This is a genomic window from Pseudobacteroides sp. (assembly GCF_036567765.1).
GTDB lineage: Bacteria > Bacillota > Clostridia > Acetivibrionales > DSM-2933 > Pseudobacteroides.
On sequence record NZ_DATCTU010000045.1, the window covers coordinates 54,626 to 75,755 of the forward strand.

At 35.3% G+C, this 21,130-nt stretch carries 18 protein-coding genes and 1 tRNA gene; 12 read left to right on the forward strand and 7 right to left on the reverse strand.

Annotation, left to right across the window (positions count from 1 at the left end; all coding sequences use genetic code 11):
• Positions 1-2 precede the first annotated feature (2 nt).
• The 10 genes from VIO64_RS08100 (at position 3) to VIO64_RS08145 (ending at position 10,728) form a co-directional block, all read left to right on the forward strand.
• Positions 3-1,043, forward strand: a complete 1,041-nt coding sequence (locus tag VIO64_RS08100; protein WP_331916958.1) for an ATP-binding SpoIIE family protein phosphatase — start codon at positions 3-5, stop codon at positions 1,041-1,043.
• Between the two features lie 10 nt (positions 1,044-1,053).
• Positions 1,054-2,061: a sensor histidine kinase gene (locus VIO64_RS08105; RefSeq protein WP_331916960.1), complete on the forward strand. Its 1,008-nt coding sequence runs from the start codon at positions 1,054-1,056 to the stop codon at positions 2,059-2,061.
• Positions 2,062-2,095: 34 nt separating this feature from the next.
• Positions 2,096-3,526 (forward strand): Hpt domain-containing protein, encoded by a 1,431-nt coding sequence (locus VIO64_RS08110; RefSeq protein WP_331916962.1) that lies wholly within the window; start codon positions 2,096-2,098, stop codon positions 3,524-3,526.
• Between the two features lie 4 nt (positions 3,527-3,530).
• Positions 3,531-3,950 carry a response regulator gene (locus VIO64_RS08115; RefSeq protein WP_331916964.1) on the forward strand — a complete coding sequence of 140 codons (420 nt, stop codon included), beginning with the start codon at positions 3,531-3,533 and terminating at the stop codon, positions 3,948-3,950.
• 43 nt (positions 3,951-3,993) lie between these two features.
• Positions 3,994-5,847 carry a HEAT repeat domain-containing protein gene (locus VIO64_RS08120; protein WP_331916966.1) on the forward strand — a complete coding sequence of 618 codons (1,854 nt, stop codon included), beginning with the start codon at positions 3,994-3,996 and terminating at the stop codon, positions 5,845-5,847.
• A gap of 2 nt (positions 5,848-5,849) precedes the next feature.
• Positions 5,850-6,677, forward strand: a complete 828-nt coding sequence (locus VIO64_RS08125; protein WP_331916968.1) for a protein-glutamate O-methyltransferase CheR — start codon at positions 5,850-5,852, stop codon at positions 6,675-6,677.
• Positions 6,678-6,692: 15 nt separating this feature from the next.
• Positions 6,693-7,061, forward strand: a complete 369-nt coding sequence (locus VIO64_RS08130) for a response regulator transcription factor (protein WP_331916970.1) — start codon at positions 6,693-6,695, stop codon at positions 7,059-7,061.
• A 5-nt stretch (positions 7,062-7,066) separates the two neighbouring features.
• Positions 7,067-9,313 (forward strand): chemotaxis protein CheA, encoded by a 2,247-nt coding sequence (locus VIO64_RS08135; protein WP_331916972.1) that lies wholly within the window; start codon positions 7,067-7,069, stop codon positions 9,311-9,313.
• A gap of 66 nt (positions 9,314-9,379) precedes the next feature.
• Positions 9,380-9,772 (forward strand): response regulator, encoded by a 393-nt coding sequence (locus VIO64_RS08140; protein ID WP_331916974.1) that lies wholly within the window; start codon positions 9,380-9,382, stop codon positions 9,770-9,772.
• Between the two features lie 59 nt (positions 9,773-9,831).
• A complete protein-coding gene (locus VIO64_RS08145; protein ID WP_331916976.1) occupies positions 9,832-10,728 on the forward strand; it encodes a HAMP domain-containing sensor histidine kinase in 897 nt (298 codons plus the stop codon).
• 89 nt (positions 10,729-10,817) lie between these two features.
• Here VIO64_RS08145 and VIO64_RS08150 read toward each other — a convergent pair.
• Positions 10,818-10,900: transfer RNA gene (locus VIO64_RS08150), tRNA-Leu, on the reverse strand.
• A 166-nt stretch (positions 10,901-11,066) separates the two neighbouring features.
• Here VIO64_RS08150 and VIO64_RS08155 point away from each other — a divergent pair.
• Positions 11,067-12,494 (forward strand): aminopeptidase, encoded by a 1,428-nt coding sequence (locus VIO64_RS08155; RefSeq protein WP_331916978.1) that lies wholly within the window; start codon positions 11,067-11,069, stop codon positions 12,492-12,494.
• 12 nt (positions 12,495-12,506) lie between these two features.
• Entirely contained in the window at positions 12,507-13,160 is a 654-nt protein-coding gene (locus VIO64_RS08160; protein WP_331916980.1) for an HAD family hydrolase, read from the forward strand.
• 121 nt (positions 13,161-13,281) lie between these two features.
• On the opposite strand, the gene VIO64_RS08165 is transcribed toward VIO64_RS08160, so the two are convergent.
• The 6 genes from VIO64_RS08165 to VIO64_RS08190 form a co-directional block, all read right to left on the reverse strand.
• Entirely contained in the window at positions 13,282-13,917 is a 636-nt protein-coding gene (locus VIO64_RS08165; RefSeq protein ID WP_331916982.1) for a DedA family protein, read from the reverse strand.
• Positions 13,918-13,934: 17 nt separating this feature from the next.
• Entirely contained in the window at positions 13,935-15,014 is a 1,080-nt protein-coding gene (locus VIO64_RS08170; protein ID WP_331916984.1) for an LCP family protein, read from the reverse strand.
• Positions 15,015-15,237: 223 nt separating this feature from the next.
• A complete protein-coding gene (locus tag VIO64_RS08175; protein ID WP_331916986.1) occupies positions 15,238-15,819 on the reverse strand; it encodes a TlpA disulfide reductase family protein in 582 nt (193 codons plus the stop codon).
• Positions 15,820-15,843: 24 nt separating this feature from the next.
• Positions 15,844-18,648 carry a transglutaminase domain-containing protein gene (locus tag VIO64_RS08180; RefSeq protein ID WP_331916988.1) on the reverse strand — a complete coding sequence of 935 codons (2,805 nt, stop codon included), beginning with the start codon at positions 18,646-18,648 and terminating at the stop codon, positions 15,844-15,846.
• A 2-nt stretch (positions 18,649-18,650) separates the two neighbouring features.
• Complete coding sequence (locus VIO64_RS08185; RefSeq protein WP_331916990.1) at positions 18,651-19,850, reverse strand: DUF58 domain-containing protein; 1,200 nt, start codon at positions 19,848-19,850, stop codon at positions 18,651-18,653.
• Entirely contained in the window at positions 19,843-20,793 is a 951-nt protein-coding gene (locus VIO64_RS08190; protein WP_331916992.1) for a MoxR family ATPase, read from the reverse strand. Before VIO64_RS08190 ends, VIO64_RS08185 begins: the two co-directional genes overlap by 8 nt.
• Positions 20,794-21,130: the final 337 nt, after the last annotated feature.

Below are 21,130 nucleotides of genomic sequence, written 5' to 3' on the forward strand. Positions count from 1 at the left end.
GCGTGATCAAAATAGAGATATTAGACATCAGGGGTGAGTATGATATTGGAACAGCAAGGCGGAGTATAGCTCAAAAATGCACGGATATGGGATTTAGTCAGCATGAAATAGGCGAAATCTCTATTGCTGTTACCGAACTGTGCACCAATTTAATTAAGCATAATGCTATTGATGGAAAAGTAATATTTACTGAACTTTGCGAAGGAGGTAGAAAGGGAATAGAGATCATTGCCAAAGACAAAGGTCCCGGGATAGCTGATGTAGATGAAGTATTAAGAGATGGATTTTCGACAAAAGGCACTATGGGTACTGGGTTAGGTGCTGTTAAAAGGCTTATGGATTCATTTGAGGTTTATTCGAATATTAAGAGAAATAAATATTTAAAGTACCCCTTTGAAGAAATATGTGAAGGTACAGTGGTTACAGTGAAGAAGTGGTTAACAGGCAAAATCATTCCCTTTAATGATGAGATAAAGCTAAGTGTAATGAGCAGGCCGTATCGTGGATTTAACATCAACGGTGACTCATATTATGTGAAGAACCTTAAGGGAAAAGAAATCTTTGCAGTTATAGACGGACTTGGGCACGGACATGAAGCACATATAGCTTCAGCATTAGCTGCAACTATAATAGAAGACAATATTCACAAAAACCTCACTGAAATTGTATTTGCTGTTGATTCTGCACTAAAACCGACACGCGGAGCTACAATGGGAATTATAATTATAGATAAGTTTAAGAAAGAATTTGAATATTGTTCAATAGGAAATATAGACATAAGGTACATTGGTGAGAATGGGACTGAGATTATGATGCCTACAAACGGTATACTGGGCGGTAAAGTAAACAGTATAAAGGTTCATAGGCGGATTTACAATAGCGGTGCTGCCATAGTAATTTGTTCGGATGGGATTTCCACAAGGTGGGGAATTGATAACTATCCGGGAATACTGCTAAAAAACCCGGCTATTTTATCCAATTCTATTATGAGGGACTTCGGCAAGGAAAATGATGATGCAACTGTTTTAGTTGCTTTTATATAAGGCGATGAATATGAAAAAAGATTGTTTAAGTTGTTATCTGTTATTTAAATATATGATGGATGAAAAAAAGAGGCTTGAGGATGAAATAAACAAGCTAACCGAGGAGCTTTTGGAAACTAATTCCGGAGTTTTAGCGATTGTTCAGGAATTTGAAAAATCCAATGAAAGCCTCATTAGAAATGATGAAGAAAAGAATAAGTTTCTTGAAAACCTGAAAAAGGCCAATAAGGAACAGCTAGATAAAATAAAGGCACAGGAAAAGGCATTGATGCAGGCTGATAAAATGGTTTCACTAGGACATCTGGTAGCCGGTGTTGCTCATGAAATCAATAATCCTACGACTTTTATTAGATCAAACATAGAGTTGTTGCAAAAATATTGGAATATTGCAGTAAACCATATCGTAATGGAAGACGATCAAAGGGTCCAAGTTGTGGTAGAGGACTTTGATGAAGTTTTAAAGTCTATGTATAAGGGCACTGAGAGAATAATGGATATCGTAAATGGACTGAAATTCTTTTCAAGACAGGAAAAGGTAGGATACAGCCCAATTGATTTATTTGAATGTTTGAATGATTCATTAAAATTAGTTAGGAACGAAGTCATAAGGCATAAGATTACATTTATAAACAGCATACAAAAGGGTGAGTATATAGTAAATGGTTCTAAACAACAACTGGAGCAGGTCTTTATAAATTTAATACTAAACTCTATAAAAGCGATAGCAAAGAAAAATGCATCTGAGGGCTGTATTGAAGTACAGGCGAAAACAAAAATCCATAATCTTGCATCTGTTTTTGTAAGGGATAATGGATGCGGCATTAAGGAAGAAAATTTAAGTATGATATTTAATCCTTTTTATACCACGCATCTGGATGAAGGGGGGACAGGACTGGGGCTTTCAATCGTTTACGGAATAATAAAAGAACACCATGGCACCATTGACGTGTCAAGCAGGTTAAATGAAGGGACTGAAATAATTATAACCATGCCTTTATTTGAGAAAAACCTGTTATGAGAATTTCCAGGATTACGTAGAAGGAGGACCAAAAATGGATGAGCATATTAATATATATTTCGAAGATGCTTTTGACTTCTTGCAAAATGCGGAGGAGGCACTATTAAGGCTAGAGGAAGGATATTCTCAAGATGATATCAATCAGTTATTCAGATCTGCTCACTCCTTAAAAAGCTCTTCTGCTTCTGTAGGATTTGATGAAATCGCAAGCCTTACACATAAAACTGAGGATATGCTGGACCTTTTAAGAAAGGGAAGTTTAAAGCTGGATAAATATATTATAAATCTCTGTTTTGAAGCCTTTGATACTACTAAAAAATTTGTCTGTATAAGGGCTGATTCTCCAGGTGAAGGCCTGCCAAAAGATATGGCTGATTTTTCAAAAGAAATTGAAGCTGAAATATCAAAGCTTTTAAAGGACAAGCACGAAAAGATTGAGCATAAAGAGATAAGTATGAACTTCCATAAGGATCATGAAATATATAACAACACTTTTTTTGTATATCTGGTATTTGAGAAGGATACTCCCATGCTAAATGTCAGAAGATTCATGCTTTTAAATGCAATAAACGATATGGGAGCGGTTTTGTATTCTAGTCCATCCCACCAGGTTATGGTGGACATAAGCAGTGAGGATAGTAATAAAACATATCAAAGTATTATATCAACAAACAGGAATGAAGATGAACTGCTACAGCTTCTTGATGTTGGTGATGTAAAGATGATCAAGATTATAAATGTTACCGGTGAATTTATAGAAGAGAGTGAGATTAGATTCAAGTCAAAAGACATAAATTTTTTTGATACATTTTTTAATAATTTTAAGGCAATTGCCAATCTGGTATTTAATTTTTCAAAGGATACGGGTTTTCATGAGTTGAACAGCTCACAAACTATACAATGGCTATATAAAGTACTGGAAGGTACTTTAGAAGAATTCAGATTTCATATAGATACAAGGAGACTTGTAAAGTTTAAAGAGGATATATTTGTTTTAATTGAAATTCTGGCTCATTATTTGGAATACCCCAATTATGCATCTGACAATACAATAGCGTTATTGCAAAAAGTTTACATAGATATTATAAGAGAAATCTATGAATTGATAGAAAATAACATTGTTTTTAGAAAAATCAAGTTGCATGCAAAATCTCAAATATCATCACTTCATGAGGTGACCTGCCGCATTGATAAAAATGTTTTTAAAAATATTATAATAGACATCAGTGAGATTGATATGATTGAACCGGAAGATATAAAAACGTTTATTACAATTAACAGAGATCTTACTGATGACAATATCGGCTTTTTTCTCATTAATAATGGGATTTACAGGAAAAGGATTTACAATATACTTGATTCAATAAATGATATTGAGCCTTTTAAAATCTATTACTCAGAAGTTGAAGCAATTATGGGATTTAACTGGGGTAGTAGAAGAAAGCACTTTAGAATGGAGGGTTAGACAAATGAATAAACAAAACTACAAGATCCTTATTGTGGATGATGAAAGGGATATACTTGAATCCCTGAAAAAAAATCTTGTTTTGGAGGGCTATCGTGTTGAGACAACTGACGATCCAGAAGAAGCATTGGAAAGGATCAAGAACGATAAATTCCATATTGTTTTGACTGATATAGTTATGCCAAAAATGGATGGAATTGAGCTTTTAAGAGAGATTAAATCCTATGATGCTTTGGCTCAAGTAATAATGATGACGGGCTATTCGACTATGGATAAAACAATTAAGTCATTGGAAAGTGGTGCTAATGATTATATTCTTAAGCCATTTAAAAGTGTTGAGCATGTAATTAGCATAATTAACTTGTCAATAGATAAGCTGGAAAGATGGAGGGACTCAATCAGGGGAATTGTAAAAGAAATCTAAGAATTATTATTGGCAGGTATAAAACCAAGGATGGGGTGAACATATGAGCCTTTCAAAGCAAAATAATACTAAAAGTCTACCTGTACTCATAAGAAAACTTAAAAATGAAAAAAACAGATTTAATCAGGAAGTGTTGATTGAAAAGATCAGCTGTTTTAAGTCGGAACAATCTGCAAGCCAGATCATACCCTTATTGAGATCTGAAGATGCTTATCTGAGAAATGCTGCAATTGAAATATTACAAAACATAGGTGAAAAAAGCGTAAACATACTTGGAGAAGTACTTAAAGATAATGATAAAAATATTAGAAAATTTGCTTTGGATGTATTAAAAGAAATAAGAACAGAAGAAAGCAGCAGCTTGGTTTTGGAAGCGTTGAGGGATGTTGATAATAATGTACTTCAAACAGCTGTTGAAGTTATTGGAATACATAGGTATAAAAAGGCTTTGCCTATACTTTTATCAATATTTAAAACAGAAAAGAATATATGGGTACTGGATTCTTTAATTAATGCAATTGGAAACTTCCAGCATGAAGGCTTTGCTGCAATTGTAGAGGAAAAGATTGAAACTGGCAATTTTGATATTCTGGAGAAGAATGTTCTGGTGAATTCATTTGTCAGAGTTTTAGGTAAAGTTGGAACATTAAGTGACCTGGAGAAGGTTGTTGATACTTATATAAACGAATATAAAATCAGTGATGAAACCCTTATACGATGTATAAGCGAAATCATTAACTCAAATGAAATAGTGTCTTTAAGTTTAAGATCCTTAGAGATAATAGAAGGTTTATTCAAGGAAAAGCTAAGGTATGAAAATGAAAAAGATACAATCATATTCATTAAGGCGGCTACAAAGATTCAACTAAGTTTTTATCTTAAGGATGTAAGTGGGCTTATCAAAAGGTTTCAACATATGGAATTTTTTGAAGAAAGCCTTTTAGAGATAGTATGCCAGCTAAATATTATTCCAACAGAATTTATAATAAGTTTACTTGAAGATGACGATACCGATATAAAATTTTTTGCTCTAAAGATAATCAGGAATAAAAAGGTTGAAGGGCTAAGGCTTGAGATTGAAAAGATGCTTGATGTAAATGAAATCAAGGTAGTGAGTGAGGCACTTCGCATTATATGTGATATAGAAAGCTATATGAATGAAGAAATTTTAAAAAGGTTCTCTGCTTCTAATGATACTGATTTAAGTACAATAGCACTTGAAGGCTTGATAAATCATGGAAAGCTTGATAATGGATTATCCATCAAGTGTTTGAAGCATCAGAATAGAAGTATAAGAAAAATGGCTGTTAAAAGGCTGATATCAAGCCAAGATAAGGTGGATTTTGATGAGGTTACAGCTATAGTAAAAGACTTTAAAGAAACAATAGGGCTTGAAGCTTTGGAGGTCATTTTGAGATTGGATAATGAAAAGGCAGAGAGCTTGATAAAGCAGATAATCGATTGTGATACCGCAAGTACACGTAAAAAGCTTGTTGAAATAATAGATTTACTTGAAAATGAATCCTACTCATTTTATATTAATATACTTGCTAATGACTCAGACCACCTTGTAAGAAGAAATGTTATAAAATCTCTTTGTAAAAGAGTAAACCACAGCTCATTTAAATTATTAACAACACTCTTAGAAAATGAGACAAATAGTGATAACAAGTATGAGATTATATCAGAGATATATAAATTTAAAGAATCTGAAAGTTTTGATATTCTGATATCATATTTGGAGTGTGATGACATACTTCTAAAACTTGCAGCCATAGAATCTTTGGGACATTATGGCGATAAGAGAGCAATCGGATATTTAGGTAAATATACTGGTAGTGATATCCCCGATATATGTGACAGTACAAAAGAAGCACTTGAAAGACTGGGGGTATAAACATGATTCTTTTGGATGATTTATACATAAAATTTATAGATGTAATATACAAAAGAACAGGGCTTTATTATGAGCCAGCTAAGAAGTATTTTGTCCAGAAAAGGCTCGAGAAGCGCATTGAAGAGCTGGAGTTGGAAAGTTTTAAAGAATATTACCAGCTAATAAAGTTCTCATCGGACCAGTCGGAATTTAATCAACTCATTAATGATCTCACAGTCAATGAAACATATTTTTTTAGGGATTTTCCTCAGTTGGAAAATTTTGCAGAAGAAGTGCTGCCCCAATATATTAAATATAAAGAATCAAAAAAAGATTACAAATTAAAAATATGGAGTGCAGCCTGTTCAACTGGAGAGGAGCCATATACTTTATCCATTATCCTTATGGAAATGCTGGAGGAGTATGATAAATGGGACATACAGATACTTGCTACAGATATAAATACTGAGGTGTTAGCCACGGCACAGAGGGGGATTTACGACAGCAGATCAGTAAGAGATGTTCCAGAAGAATACCTGGGTAAATACTTTACTTCTAGAAACGGTAAGCATCTGATAAATTTAAACGCCAGGAAGTCGGTTGTTTTTAAACAATTAAACTTCATGGAATCACAAGAGATGAGGAACATAACAGGTTGTGATTTTATATTTTGCAGAAACTGCCTTATTTATTTTGATGATGATTCCAGAAAAAAGGTTATAGAAAGCATGTATAACAGCTTAAATTCATGCGGCTATATATTCTTGGGCCACTCTGAATCAATAGGCAGAATTTCCTCTGCATTCAATGTACAGAGGATTGGAAAAACAATCGTATATTCAAAACCTTAAACGGAGGGAATCCTTATGACTAAAAATATTTTAGTAGTAGACGATTCTGAAATGGTTAGAAATTACCATAGTTTTATTCTTGGGATGTTCAAGTATCAAGTTTTTACTGCTGAAAACGGTATGATCGCATTAGAGAAGGTGTTGAGTGAAAATTTTGATCTTATTGTTACCGATATAAACATGCCCAAAATGGATGGATATGAGTTTATAAAGAAAATAAGGGAAAACGAAATAGCCGTGCCAATTATCGTAATTTCTACGGAAGACGAAATGAAAGACAGAATGAAGGGGTTAAGGTATGGAGCCAATACATATATGGTAAAGCCTACTGAACCTGAAAAGCTGGTTACTACAATAAATTTACTTCTAAAAAATGAAGGGTGAAATTTATGGGATATACTTTTGCGGGTGATGACCTGGAGTTATTAAAATCTTTTATTGAAGAATCGACAGAATACATTGAGGGTTTGGAAAAAGAGATTTTAAAGCTTGAATCAATAGATGAAAATAGTGATTTGATCAATGATATTTTCAGAAGGGTTCACAGCATTAAGGGATTATCTTCGTTTCTAAGCTTTGTTTGTATTACCAAGCTAAGCCACAATATTGAGTTTGCATTGGACAGCATAAGGAAAAAGAAGACTCAGGTAAGCTCTGAGTTGATAGACTGTCTATTGGAGAGCATAGACCTCCTTGGGAGCTTTATTTATTCAATTAATGAAAGACTAAAAGATATTGAAGGCACAAACGGGCATAGTGAGATTGAGATAATCTTTGCTAGCGAGGATAAGCTGGAGCATGTAATAAATAATATTCAAAATGTTTTAGAAAACAAGGATGTCGGTGCCTCTAATACTTCGTTCAGTCAGCCTGATATTGACATTCTCAATTCAGAAGAGTTTAAGAATAAACTAGCATCGGGATTTAAAGAACAATTTGTTGTGGAAACAATAGAACATATTGAAAGGATAGAAGGAGATCTACTCGTAAAGCTTGATAAATCTGGAGAAGATCATAACACAATAAACGAATTGTTTAGATGTATGCATAGCATAAAAGGGGGAACCGGGATTATAAGCAGTGCCCTGCAAAGCACAAGCCCAATTTCTCCTGTAGTTAAAAATATATCAATTGTTACTCATTCATTTGAGAATATATTAGAGGTATTTAGGGATAAGAAATTAGTTTTCACTAAACAAATGGTATCACTAGGCTATGAGGTCGTAGATTATCTTAAGGCATGTGTTGATGCTGTACACAGCAATCAGTATGTGGATATATCTATTCAAGATCTGATTGAAAAAATCAGCAAGTCCCTTGATATAGATCAAGGACGGGAAAATAGCATGATAAGTGAAAATACCTATACAGATGAATCCAGGCCGAAGGATTTGAGTCAAAAAAGTACAGTGTTACAAAGTATCAGGGTTGGACAGGACAAGCTGGATAAAATGATGAATACAATAGCAGAGCTCGTTACTACAAAAAACTCCTTTATGCACGTTTCAAAGAGGCTGAATGTGGAATATAACATTCCGGATCTGGCAAAGGAGGTAAAGGAAATCGGTTTTGCAATAAACAGGATATCCGATGAGCTTCAAAACACCATAATGTCGGCAAGAATGGTTGAGGTAAGAAATGTATTTCAAAAGATGCCTCGTATAATAAGGGATATTTCTCAATCAACCGGAAAAAAGATTAACTTGATCACGGAGGGTGAAGATACCGAGATAGATAAAACCATTATTGAGCAAATAAGCGACCCTTTGGTGCATATTATAAGGAATGCAGCCGATCATGGCATAGAGGATACAGAAACTAGAAGAACAAAAGGAAAAAGCCACATAGGAACGATAATCTTAAGGGCATATAACAGGAATAAGCATGTATTTATTGAGGTGGAGGATGATGGAAAAGGTATTGATTCTGTAGAATTGAAGCAAAAAGCTGTAGAGAAGGGCTTTATAAAAAGTACTGAAGCGGATAATATGAGTAGAAGCCAATCGCTGAATTTGATATTTTTTCCAGGCTTCAGTACCGCAAAAAAGGTAACTGAGGTATCGGGGCGTGGAGTTGGAATGGATATAGTCAAGAGCAATATTTCAAAGATTAACGGTTTAATAAATATTGAAAGTGAAGTTGATAAAGGCACAAAAATGGTTATTCAACTTCCTCTTACTCTTGCTGTTTCACGAGGACTTTTGGTAGAAGTGATGAAGGAAAGCTATATTATTCCCATAGAAAACATTGTAGAAACGGTAAAGATAAACATTAACAGTATTCATGAATACAATAAGAAATACTTTACTCATCTTAGGGGTGAAGTTATTGGGGTTGAATGGTTAAGCAGGATATTCATGCTGGATAATAATTGTAATAAAAAAGGTGAAATGGAAGATGAACTTAATTCTGTGATTATATCAAATGGAATTGAAAAGGTTGCAGTAATTGTAGATAAACTAAAAAATGAGCAGGAGTTTGTTGTAAAAACTCTTAGTGATTGTCTGGCATCAATTCCTGGTATATCAGGTTCCACACTTTTAGGGAACGGTCAGGTAGTTCTGATTTTAAATCCAACAGATATTATTAAAATGGCGGATAGAAGTATTGAAATAGAGGGAAGTAATAATTTCTAATGACATTTAGACTCCCCATAGTTTATATTAATACTGTATTCATGAAGCTTAAAGGAGGGATTATCAATGAGAATACTAATTGCAGAAGATGACATTGTGAGTCAGAGTATTTTAGAAGCTTTTCTTACTCCTTGCGGCGTATGCGATGTTGCATCAAACGGTCGTAAAGCATTTGAAGCATTTAAAGCAGCGTGGGAAGAGGGAAGACAGTATGATCTTTTATGCTTAGATATAATGATGCCGGAGATGAGTGGCCAGGAAGTATTATGCAAAATAAGGGAATATGAAAAAAATGAAGGAATTGCTGGGCTTGATGGTGTGAAAATAATAATGACTACAGCACTGGGTGATTCTGAGAATATTAGAAAGGCATTCAGAGAGCAATGTGAGGCGTATCTTGTAAAACCTATAGAAAAAGCTAAATTGCTAAATGCACTTTCGGAATTGGGATTGATTTGATTATATATTACAATACTATATAAATATACCTATTTCAGTGCTAGATGTGGGGGATAGCTATGTGCTTATTAAACTTAATTAAATTGAAAAAAGCAAAAGGTAAAGATTATAGATCAACTGGTGATATAAAAATAAATTCTGAGTTAGATGCATTGAGAATCAGATTAAATATGACACAAGATATCTTGTGCAAAAGAGAAGCAAAGCTGCATAGTGATAATGAGGAAAATAAAAACTATAACAATAGGATAAAAGAGCTATACCAGCTCAAGAATGATATTGCTAAATTCATTACCGGAGATATTGGTATTTATTTAAATTCAATCATTCGCTATACATCCAATCTTCTAAAAGAAAATTGGAATGTATTGTCAAGTGAAGAAGTAAAAAGATTATTAAAAATAAGAGCTGAATCAAAGGAATTACTTGGTGCTATAGGTAACGCAAACTTAGTTGTAAAAACTGAAAATTTTAAAGTAGAGCCAAAAAAGGACCTATTTAATATTATAGAGGTAGTTGATGAAATAGTAAGTGGCCTAATGAATACAATTTTAAAAAAGAATTTAAGTTTTGAACGGATTCTCTATTCTGAAGAAAGTATTCCTATATATAGTGACCGTTTGAAGTTCAGGAGAATTTTGACGGATGTGTTATCTTATTCAATCCAAAATGCTTCACAAGGAACAATAAGGCTAATGCTAGACATAAAAGAATCAAACTATTGCATAAGGATCCAGGATGAGGGTAATGGAATGACTAAGGAAGAGCTGGATTTTATTTTTGATGAGTTTCTTATGTTCAATGATAAAAGCTATATAAGCAAAAGAGCAATAAGCATGGAAATGAGCCTCTGCAATGTTAAGCAACTGGTAGAATTACTTGGGGGTTGTATAGAAGTTGAAAGTAAAGAAGGAGAGGGAAGCTGTTTTACAATTTACTTGCCGGTTGGTAATTAGTGCAAATGCCACTATTTCTGAATAGAATTAAAAAGAGCCCTATTATTTTAATAAGGCTCTTTTATTATATCCGTGAGTACGGATACAGTTGGTGCGGAAGACGGGACTTGAACCCGTACGGTCGCCCACACGCCCCTCAAACGTGCGCGTCTGCCAGTTCCGCCACTCCCGCAAGTGGTCGCTGTCTCAAGCAGCAAATTTATTATACTAGCATATGATCGTCCTGTCAACACATTTTTTAAAAAAATTTCATATAGAAAACTTTATTTATTTTAATAGAAAATGGGTATATAATAACATTGATAAAACTTTATTTATAATAATTTCCGGAGGCACTTATGGACGATAACAAAACAAGCGGACAGCTATTGAATGAGAAACTTACTTACAGCAGCAAAAATATATGGGAGAAATCCGATGAAAAAGAAAGGGAATTGGCATTTACGTTTTCGGAAAGGTATAAGCAGTTTTTAAACAAGGCCAAGACTGAGAGAGAGTTTGCAGCTGAAGCTGTAAAGTTGGCTGAGGAGAATGGGTTTGTGTCTTTGGACAGTTTTGATAACGGGAAGCTAAAACCGGGAATGAAAGTATATCGGGTTAACAGGAATAAAGCTATTGCTCTTGCTGTTATAGGAAACAAAGGGATGGAGAATGGTGTAAATGTTGTAGGAGCACATATAGACTCTCCAAGAATCGATCTCAAGCAAAATCCTCTATATGAGGACACAAGCATGGTGCTCCTTAAAACTCATTATTATGGAGGGATAAAAAAATACCAGTGGGTTACAATTCCTCTGGCATTGCACGGAGTTGTGGTGAAAACAAGCGGGGAGATAGTTGAGGTAAATATTGGGGAAGAGGATTCCGATCCGGTCTTTACCATAACTGATTTGCTGCCCCACTTAGCTCAGGATCAGATGCAAAAGAAAATGAGTGAGGCTATTACAGGCGAGGGCCTCAATGTGCTTTTTGGGTCCATACCCCATGAAGATGACAAGGTTAAGGACAGGGTAAAGCTAAACATATTAAAGCTCCTAAATGAAAAGTATGATATGACTGAAGAGGATTTTGTATCGGCAGAATTGGAGATTGTGCCTGCTTTTAAAGCAAGTGATGTAGGCCTAGATAGAAGCTTCGTCGGAGCATACGGTCAAGATGACAGGGTATGCTCATACGCAGCACTAGACGCTATATTGGGAATTACAGAGGTGGAAAAAACAGCTGTATGCCTCCTGACCGACAAGGAAGAGATAGGTAGCATGGGTAACACCGGAGCCCAGTCCATATTCTTCGAAAACTTCCTGGCAGAGCTTTGTTTCCTAAGTATTGATAAGTACTATGACATCATTTTAAGGGCGTGCCTTTCCAATTCAATGATGCTTTCAGCGGATGTAAATTCAGGTGTGGACCCCAACTATGAAGGTGTTCAGGATAAGAGAAACGCATCCTTTATGGGCAAGGGGCTCGTGCTTCAGAAGTATACCGGAGCAAGAGGAAAGGTTGGAGGAAGCGAAGCAAATCCTGAGTTTATAGCAAAGCTCAGGAAAATCTTTAATGACAACCATATAATATGGCAGACAGGGGAGATCGGTAAGGTTGACCTTGGCGGGGGAGGTACAATAGCCCAATTTTTGGCAAACCTGGGAGTAGAGGTTATTGATTGCGGAATAGCGGTTTTATCCATGCACTCTCCTTTTGAAATAACAAGCAAAATAGATATTTATACAATGAATAAAGCATATAAGGTGTTCTACAAGGAGATTTAAATTGGAGGAATTATGAAAGTTGATGCAGTAATCTTTGATCTTGATGGCACCCTGGCAGATACTATCCCGCTTACTGTTCATGCACTTAAAATGGCTGTTATGGAGCTTTCCGATATAGAATATAGTGATGAGGAAATTCTTAGAGAATTCGGGCCAATAGACACCGAAATAATAAAAAAGCTTTTGAAATATAAGAAGGATGATGTAGCACCCGATGTTTATATGAAGCATTTTGAAAGCAATTTTAACGATTATGTAAAGCCTATTGAAGGAGTGGATATTCTCCTTAATTTTATAAGATCTAACGGAATAAAGCTTGGGCTTTTTACCGGCAGGAGCAGGAGGGCTACAAACATAATCATCGAGAAGTTAGGTTTTTCGGGAATGTTTGATGTTTTGATACCGGGTGATGACACAAAGAAACCAAAGCCTGATCCTGATGGTATATTAATGGCATTGGATATTCTGTCGGCGGCCAAAGAATCCAGTTTTTATGTGGGAGATTTTGATGTAGACATACTGGCAAGTAAGGCAGCTGGGGTAAAGTCGGTGCTGGCCCTTTGGTCTTCATCAAAGGACGAGAAGCTAAAAGAGAATAATCCCGACTATTGTTTCACGAAACCGGCGGAATTTATTGATGTACTAAAAGATTTGCTTAAGCGATAAAGGGATAGAAAAATTGTGCTATAGCATGCACAATAATATCCCAGACAACAAGAAAACGAACTGATACGCTACATCAGTTCGTTTTTTGCATCTTTTAAAATATGTTTTTCAATATTTATGCTTATTTTTTGGATGTGCGGCTTTTGATAAAGGTTATGGCAGCAGGTAAAAACGTTACTACAACAATGCCAACTATAACAAAAGTAAAATTCTCTTTAACCGCGGGGATTTTGCCGAAGAAAACTCCCATAAGGATGAATGATGTAATCCAGGAGACTCCTCCGATCATATTGAATATGGAAAACTTTACAAAATTCATTTTGCCTACGCCTGCAACAAATGGTGCAAATGTACGAATGATAGGGAAAAACCTCGATAGAATAATAGCCTTACCCCCATGTTTTTCATAGAAGGCATGTGTTTTTTCTAAATGTTCAGGTTTTACAAGTCTAAACTTTTTAAATGAAATAATCTTGTCTCCAATAAATTTTCCTATAAGGTAATTGGTTGTGTTTCCTAATATGGCAGCAACAACTAAAAGGATATATGCAAGCTTCAAATTTAGGCTGTCTCCAAGTGCTCCAAGTGCAAAAAGGAATGAATCGCCAGGAAGAAAAGGTGTTACAACCAATCCCGTTTCACAAAATATAATCATAAATAGTATGAGATAGGTCCATGTGCCGTAATTCTTAATTATCTCTGCCAGGTGCTTATCAATGTGCAGTACAAAGTCAATCAATTGTGTTAGTATTTCCATTTAGTGTTGTCTCCTTTTTATGGTTTAGGAGTTTTTGACCCCTTTATTGACGTATCAGAGTTAGACGGATTTTTTGTTGCTTTAGGCCTTGTTGGAGTTTTGCTGCTTCTAATAGAAGCCCTGTCTTCCTCATTTGTATAATATGCCGGTATAGCCCCTAAATCAGAGTGAAAATTCTCATCAACTATAAGTTCTGTGGCCTTACGGTCAGGAATATAATACCAGATTTGGTTGATATAAGCACTATCTCCCGGAACCATGAAGGTCTTCATACCTGCCGTATCTATATTGCTTATATTCTGAGCAAGCTTTAATGCATCACTCATTGTTATATTTGTCTCTATGCTATCAAGTATGACATCAATCAGATCGTTTGCCTTGGATATATATTTGATATTGGTCTTCTGTCTAATCAACTCTCGCATAAAGTTCTGCTGTGCTTCTATCCTTTTTAAGTCGCTGCCGTCATAGAATTCCTGTACTTCCTTTGTATACCGGGTAGGCTTTCTGAACCGCATAAACTGCTCGGCTTGCTTACCGTTTAGATGCTGCTGACCCTTTTTAAGGTTGATATGAAGATTTTGTATGGGGTCGTCATATTTGAGATCCGCAGGCACATAAAAATCTACCCCATCTAATAAATCTATTATTTTTCTAAATGCAGCGGTATCTACATAAGCATAATACTTGATTCTTACACCGAGAAAATTGGAAAGGGTCTCAACTGCAAGTTCCGCCCCGCCTCTTGGGTATGCTGCATTGATTTTGGTGTAACCAAGTCCCCGGATTTTTACCCTTGAGTCACGAGGAGTGGATAAAATACTGATTTTGCCTGTGCCCGGGGTGAAGTTGACAAGCATCATAGTATCGGTATTGCCAGCAACCTTGTCACCGCCTAAGACTAGTATGTTTACGGGATTTTTATCGGCTACGAAAGGCTTTATAATACTATTTATAAGGCTGTTCGAATTTTTTGCGTTGCCAGTATCATGTGCTGCAGATGTTGTATTTATCAATAAGAGCAGCCATATACCCGATGAAAAAAGAAAAATTGTTATTGTAGTTGTCATTATTAAATAAAATTTACGTATATTCATTTCATTACACCTATGTTTATTTTCCGAAAGCATAAAACCAGCCTGCCATCAGAAAATAATTCTCTCAGAATGTTTAATATATCGGCATGTAACTGAGTTTACATAATGTACAAATCAGTGTTTTCCAAAAAACAATTACCGCAGAATTAGTATATACTATGATTATATTATAGTCAATTTTTATAAATGCAATTTTGCAATATTATTGGCACTTTTAATATACCTACTTGTACAATTTTTCAACGTTATTTTTCATCTGCTCATAAGTCATAATGCTTGTATGTCTGACGACTATTCTACCTTCTTTATTTATGAAGAAGGATGTGGGTATCTCAGTGGTTCTGTAGAGATTTCCTGCATCACTGTTTATATCCATAAGAACGTTAAATGTATAGTTGTTCTTTTTCAAGAATTCTTTAACGGTATTTTCATCTTCACCTAAATCTACCAGGTATACCAACAAGTCCTTATCCTTATATTCCTCCTCTATTTTTTGGATGTCCGGAAGCTCTCTTTTGCATGGAGAACACCAGGTTGCAAAGAAGTTTAGGAATACATTTTTTCCTTTAAGTTCACTTAATGTTACCTGATTACCGTTAAGATCTGTCAATGTAAAATCATCAGCCATCTTTAGTGTTCCGCTGTCAGGTTCGGGGGAAACAGCGGCACTGCTTTCAGGAGAAGAAGTGACATCAGATGTGATATCAGTGTTTTTATTACTGTCATCCTTAAAGCTTATGACTCCAATAACAACAAGAGCTACTGCAAGTAGTACACATAAAACCATAATAATACCTTTTTTCATAATCAACACTCTCTTTCTTAAATTTCAAATTTTTCCTTTTAGGTATTTCAGCACAAAGTGCTTGAATTTTCCCATGCTTTGCCTTGTATATAAGGTAAGGTTGTAGAAGCTGTCCAGTACGTAAGCCTTATCCTTATCAGTAACAAAGTTTTTACTGTATCGTGCAGTAATAAAGACATCGGTTACTGCATTAAGATTGGTACGGCTGGCAGCAATGGAACTACCCAACCTGTTTGCAAAATCCTTGGGAGTTTCTTTATCAAGCTTATTATAACCGAGTATGGACATGTGGTGCAAGATCTGCTTATAAACTGATACTATGCTTTCGCGAGGGTCCATTTGAGAAAGTATCCTAAGCTTCCTTCTGCCTTTTATATAATTGATAAGTATTAAGGCTGCAAGGGCTAATAAGCTTAAAAATATTGCTAGTATAACAGCACCCAAAATGATCAAAGGCTTATTTACATTATCAGGAAGCTGATTAACCTGCATGTTGCCGGGGTTTGAATTGTTTTGGTTTTCAATCCATGATGGCCTGCTGCCGGTTCGGCTGTCATCGTCAGATGAATTCCGGTTATTTTGAGGATCATTGCTGGCATATGCAGCCGTAGGTTCGAATTTGATCCAACCAAATCCCTCGAAGTATGCCTCAACCCATGCATGTGCCTTTTCATTGGTGATTTGGTACTCATCGCCCTTTTTAGAACCCGAAGTAACAATATAGCCCTCCACATATCTGGCTGGGATCCCCAGAGTCCTTAGCATAACAACCATTGAGGTTGCATAATATGTGCAATACCCTTTCTTTAGGTCAAAGAGGAAGTAATCTACGAAGTCTCTTCCAGTAGGAGTATCATCCGGGGTCAGGGTATATTTGTAGTTTTTTGAAAGATATCTTTCAATTGATTTAACCTTGTCATACCGATTAGACTTATTATCTGTGATGGATTTGGCAAGGTTCTTTATCCTTTCAGGAAGATCAGGCGGAAGCAGCAGGTATTTTGAGTATGCTTCATTTGAGTTGGATCTCAAGAGCTCCAATGTATTTCTGCTAAAAAGATTTATTGGTAATTGGAAATCCTGCAGGTTGAAATACGAATTTTCAGGTGGAGCTTTTTGAAGCTCTTGGTTAAGTATGACCACATAGCTATATGCGTTATCCGATTCACTGATGTTAAAAATGGAGGAATTTAACAAAACAGATCCTTTGTTGTTACTATGCTGTACCACCATATCCAGGACTTTTTGTGGAGCATTGCTAAAATCAAGTTGGGGAACGCTGCTGAATTTATCTTGGTTAGTCACATTAGGGGATTGGAGAACATTTTTACCCAATGCGAACACAATTAGCTTAAATCCATCAATATCAACTAATTCTGTGGGGGTATCGGTATTCTCGGAGTATGCTTGCAAAACATTATTTGATTTTTCCATCATCTGACTGTTAATATTTAAAACATAGTCCATGTAGTTGTAGTATTCCTTAAATAGATCTTCGTTGCTTTTACGAAGTAAGTCCTCCGTCTTTTTGTTGATGACAAAGTTCAGAGAGTTTAGGCTGTATTTAAAATTTTTAGTCATATGTTCTGATGTTGTCAAATCCCCGTTTGCTCCAAGCATGACATCCATATTGGGTACATTTAGCTGGTAAGCGTTTTCCGGCAGGAAAAGAGTCTTAGTGGATAAGTTTTGGAATGTTATATCTATCTTGTCTCTTGTGAAGTACCTTCTTATCACATCTTCATCATTTGTAAGAATTCTCATACCGACTAAAAGCTCAAGATAATTAATCAATAGACTGTTATTTTCAAATCTATAGGGATTTATATTATCGGTGCTTAAGTATTTTAAGGTTTCGTTGTAGTCTATAGGGAGATTGCTGCTTTTATCTGCAAGCATTTTTGTTGAATGATCAGTGCTTAACCATGATCGGCCGGTATAAGCATCCTTTATGGAACCTTTCAAGTAAATAGGCCTAGGGGATTTTACTCGAAGGACCAGTTTCTTGTTTTTGTTGATTTTACCGCCAAGATTACTGGAATCGGTTCCAAAACCTGTTTCTGTAAGGGAAAAATAATCAAATTTACTCGGGACACCGCTTTTAAAGTAGTTGTTATAGAATATCTTGAGTTTGCTATCCATCCATTTCCACTCCAAAGGCTTTGGACGGACAGGGATCATATAGGTAACGAACAGTATGACAGCACATAACGGTACAATAAAGATCAAAAATGAGGAGTGACTTATATACTCATTTGTATCTCTCGACGAATTCTTTATAAATATATGCTTCATGTAGTAAATGACCATAAGGAATAGAAATAGATAAAAAGTGTTTATCGTCATTAGATATTTGTTTACAAACTGAACCGCAAACAGCAATGATCCGCTTATAAGTATAACAATGAAGTTATATCTTTTAATTGTAAAGATAAAGGTAAATAATGTGGTTACGAGTACAAAAAATGATGCTATTATGATGCCGTATACAGGGACAAGTTTGACTTTGAAGCTTGAAACATAGTCATAAAGCCAATTGCAGAAGTACTCAATATTCACATATATCTCACTAAATCCCAACTTATAAAAGAGAAACCCTACTATACCTATGACAAGTACAAGCATCGATAAAAGGGATATTTTTAAGACAATCTTATTGACTGTAATTGCAGAATAAAACAGTGTAACGGCAGATATCGCCAATATTAGCATATAGGCCGGATATTTTAAGTTTAACGTAGTAGTAAGTGCATATGAAAAGCAAAAACTCATAAGCACAGTCAGTATAAAATTTATAAGATAGTTTTGCGTTTGTTTATTAGTGAACATAGCTATCTCTCCAATATATATTTGATATCATCGGATATGTTAAGTTTGTAAACATCCACCCCTGCTTCTGTAAGGTTTGATAAAATTGTATCAGCATCACTGTCGACGCTGCCGGTTAGTTCGGAAGGGGATATATAAATTATGCTCAGGTCATATCCGGAATAATTTGCATTGTAAATTTCATTGTAAAGCTCATAGCTCATGTTTGATGTACATAAAACCAAGTTGGAGTTGGTTATATTATCCATCAGGTGGACTTTCATCAGATCTTTTAATCCTATCTTTTCTATAAAGCTGATAGTTGTAAGAGTGTCGTAAATTTCATTAAAGTCCAGAGGCGAACTGGCTGTACGGTTTATTATTTCGCTCTTGAAATAAACAAGATTTATTGGGACCCAGTTGTTTAGGCAATAATAAATTACAGATATGCATGACTCCAGTACCTTATCTTCTATTATGGTATTTACTTCATGAGAATAAGGACTTTTAAGAAGGTCAAGGAAAATAACGCTGCTTGTCTGGGTAGTACTTTGAAAATTTTTGACCATCATATCCCTTGTTTTGGCAGTAAGCTTCCAATGTATTTTTTTTAAGCTGTCACCATATGCATACTTTCTGATGTCGGATACGGTAGTCATGTCTTCAAACCTGTTGTTTAAAGTACTGTTGGTTTCACATATATAGTTTGTTTTCAAATTGAATCTTTCCAGAAATACAATTCTAGGATAAACTGTAATGTGCTTTGCTACTGCATTTTTGTATGTAAGTCTGAACAGTCCGAAAAAATCCTCGATCTGGACAGACTTTATACCGATGCCGTAGTTGCCCCTGTATTTGCATTCCAACTCAAAGGTGTATTTTTTATCTTTAAATGGCAATAGGGACAGGTTTTTTGAGCGAAACTGGTCTTTAAATATGGAGTCATCACCGCAAAAGTTAATCCTCATATAAGGATAGAGGAAAAAATCCTCATTGTGTATACTTAAATTGTAATTTACAATATCACCCTTTGTTATAAAGTTTTTATCAAGGCTTTCGGTATATTTGAACCTAATAAGTATAACTATAGTGTACAGGAATGAAATTATAGGCATCAAAATAACGACATAAAGAAATCCGTAAGGAACCTTGCCGCCAAAGAAATAAGCAAATATCAAAGCAGATAGAAAAATGCATGCATATAAAACCCTGTTTTTAAACATTGTAGTCCACCACAGGAACCTTGGTTTTTTCCAGGATAGATCCTAAAATATCAGCTGCGTTTGTTTTCTTTAATTTGGCTTCCTGTTTAAGAACTATTCTATGAGAAAGAACCGGTACCACCATATATTTAATATCCTCAGGCATAACAAAATTTCTTTTATTGTAGAAAGCCCATGCCTGAGCAGCCTTAAACAGAGACATTGATCCCCTGGGGCTTGAACCGAGTATTACATCGTTGTGGTTTCTTGTGCTTGCAACTATATCAACAATATAATCATTAAGGGTTTTATCAACATGTACTTCCTTTATTTCCTCCTGTATTTTGATTATATCTTCACCAGAGGCTACTTTATCTAGGGACTCTATGGGATTGTTCTGCCGGAATCTGTTTAATATGTAGCTTTCCTCTCCTGGAGTGGGATAACCTATGGATATTTTCATAAAGAATCTGTCTAGTTGAGCTTCGGGAAGAGGAAATGTGCCTAGATATTCGATGGGGTTTTGGGTTGCAAGTACCATAAAGGGTTTTGGTACTTTATGGGTTACTCCATCAACTGTAACCTGACTCTCCTCCATAACTTCAAGAAGGCTTGCCTGAGTTTTGGGTGAAGTTCTGTTTATCTCATCAGCCAATATTATCTGGCTCATAACTGCACCTGGACGATATTCAAAATCGCCTGTTTTCTGATTGTACATTGAAAAACCTGTTATGTCTGACGGTAATATATCAGGGGTAAATTGAATTCTTTTAAAAGAAGCATTTATTGATCTTGCTAGAGATGAAATGAGACTCGTTTTGCCTACCCCCGGAACATCCTCGATAAGCACATGTCCGTTGCATATGAGAGATATTAGTGCCAGTTCTACAGATTTTCTTTTGCCAACAATTACCTTTTCTACATTTTCAACAATGCTATTTAGTACCTTAACTGAATTCTCCATTATTTTCTCCTTTTTCTGTCTAATGATGAGTTTTCAATTTTACTAAGGTATGATTTAAAAATTACTTCCGCTTTTGAGTGGGTGTTGACGAGTTAAGTCAACACATGAGCCAAATTTATAGAGGAAGTTATTTTTTGATCGTGCCTAAGCCGCTTTAAGTTGTATCTCTAATATAAATCATTATATTATAAAATAGTTAGATATTGAAGAGAGAAAATAAGAAAAACTGTCATGCACAGATATGGAGTATAAATAAAAAAGTTATCAGTCTTAAAATTTGTATGCTGCAAATCCCTTGGAAATAAAGGGTGCCAGCACTTTTAAATAAAAGACCGAT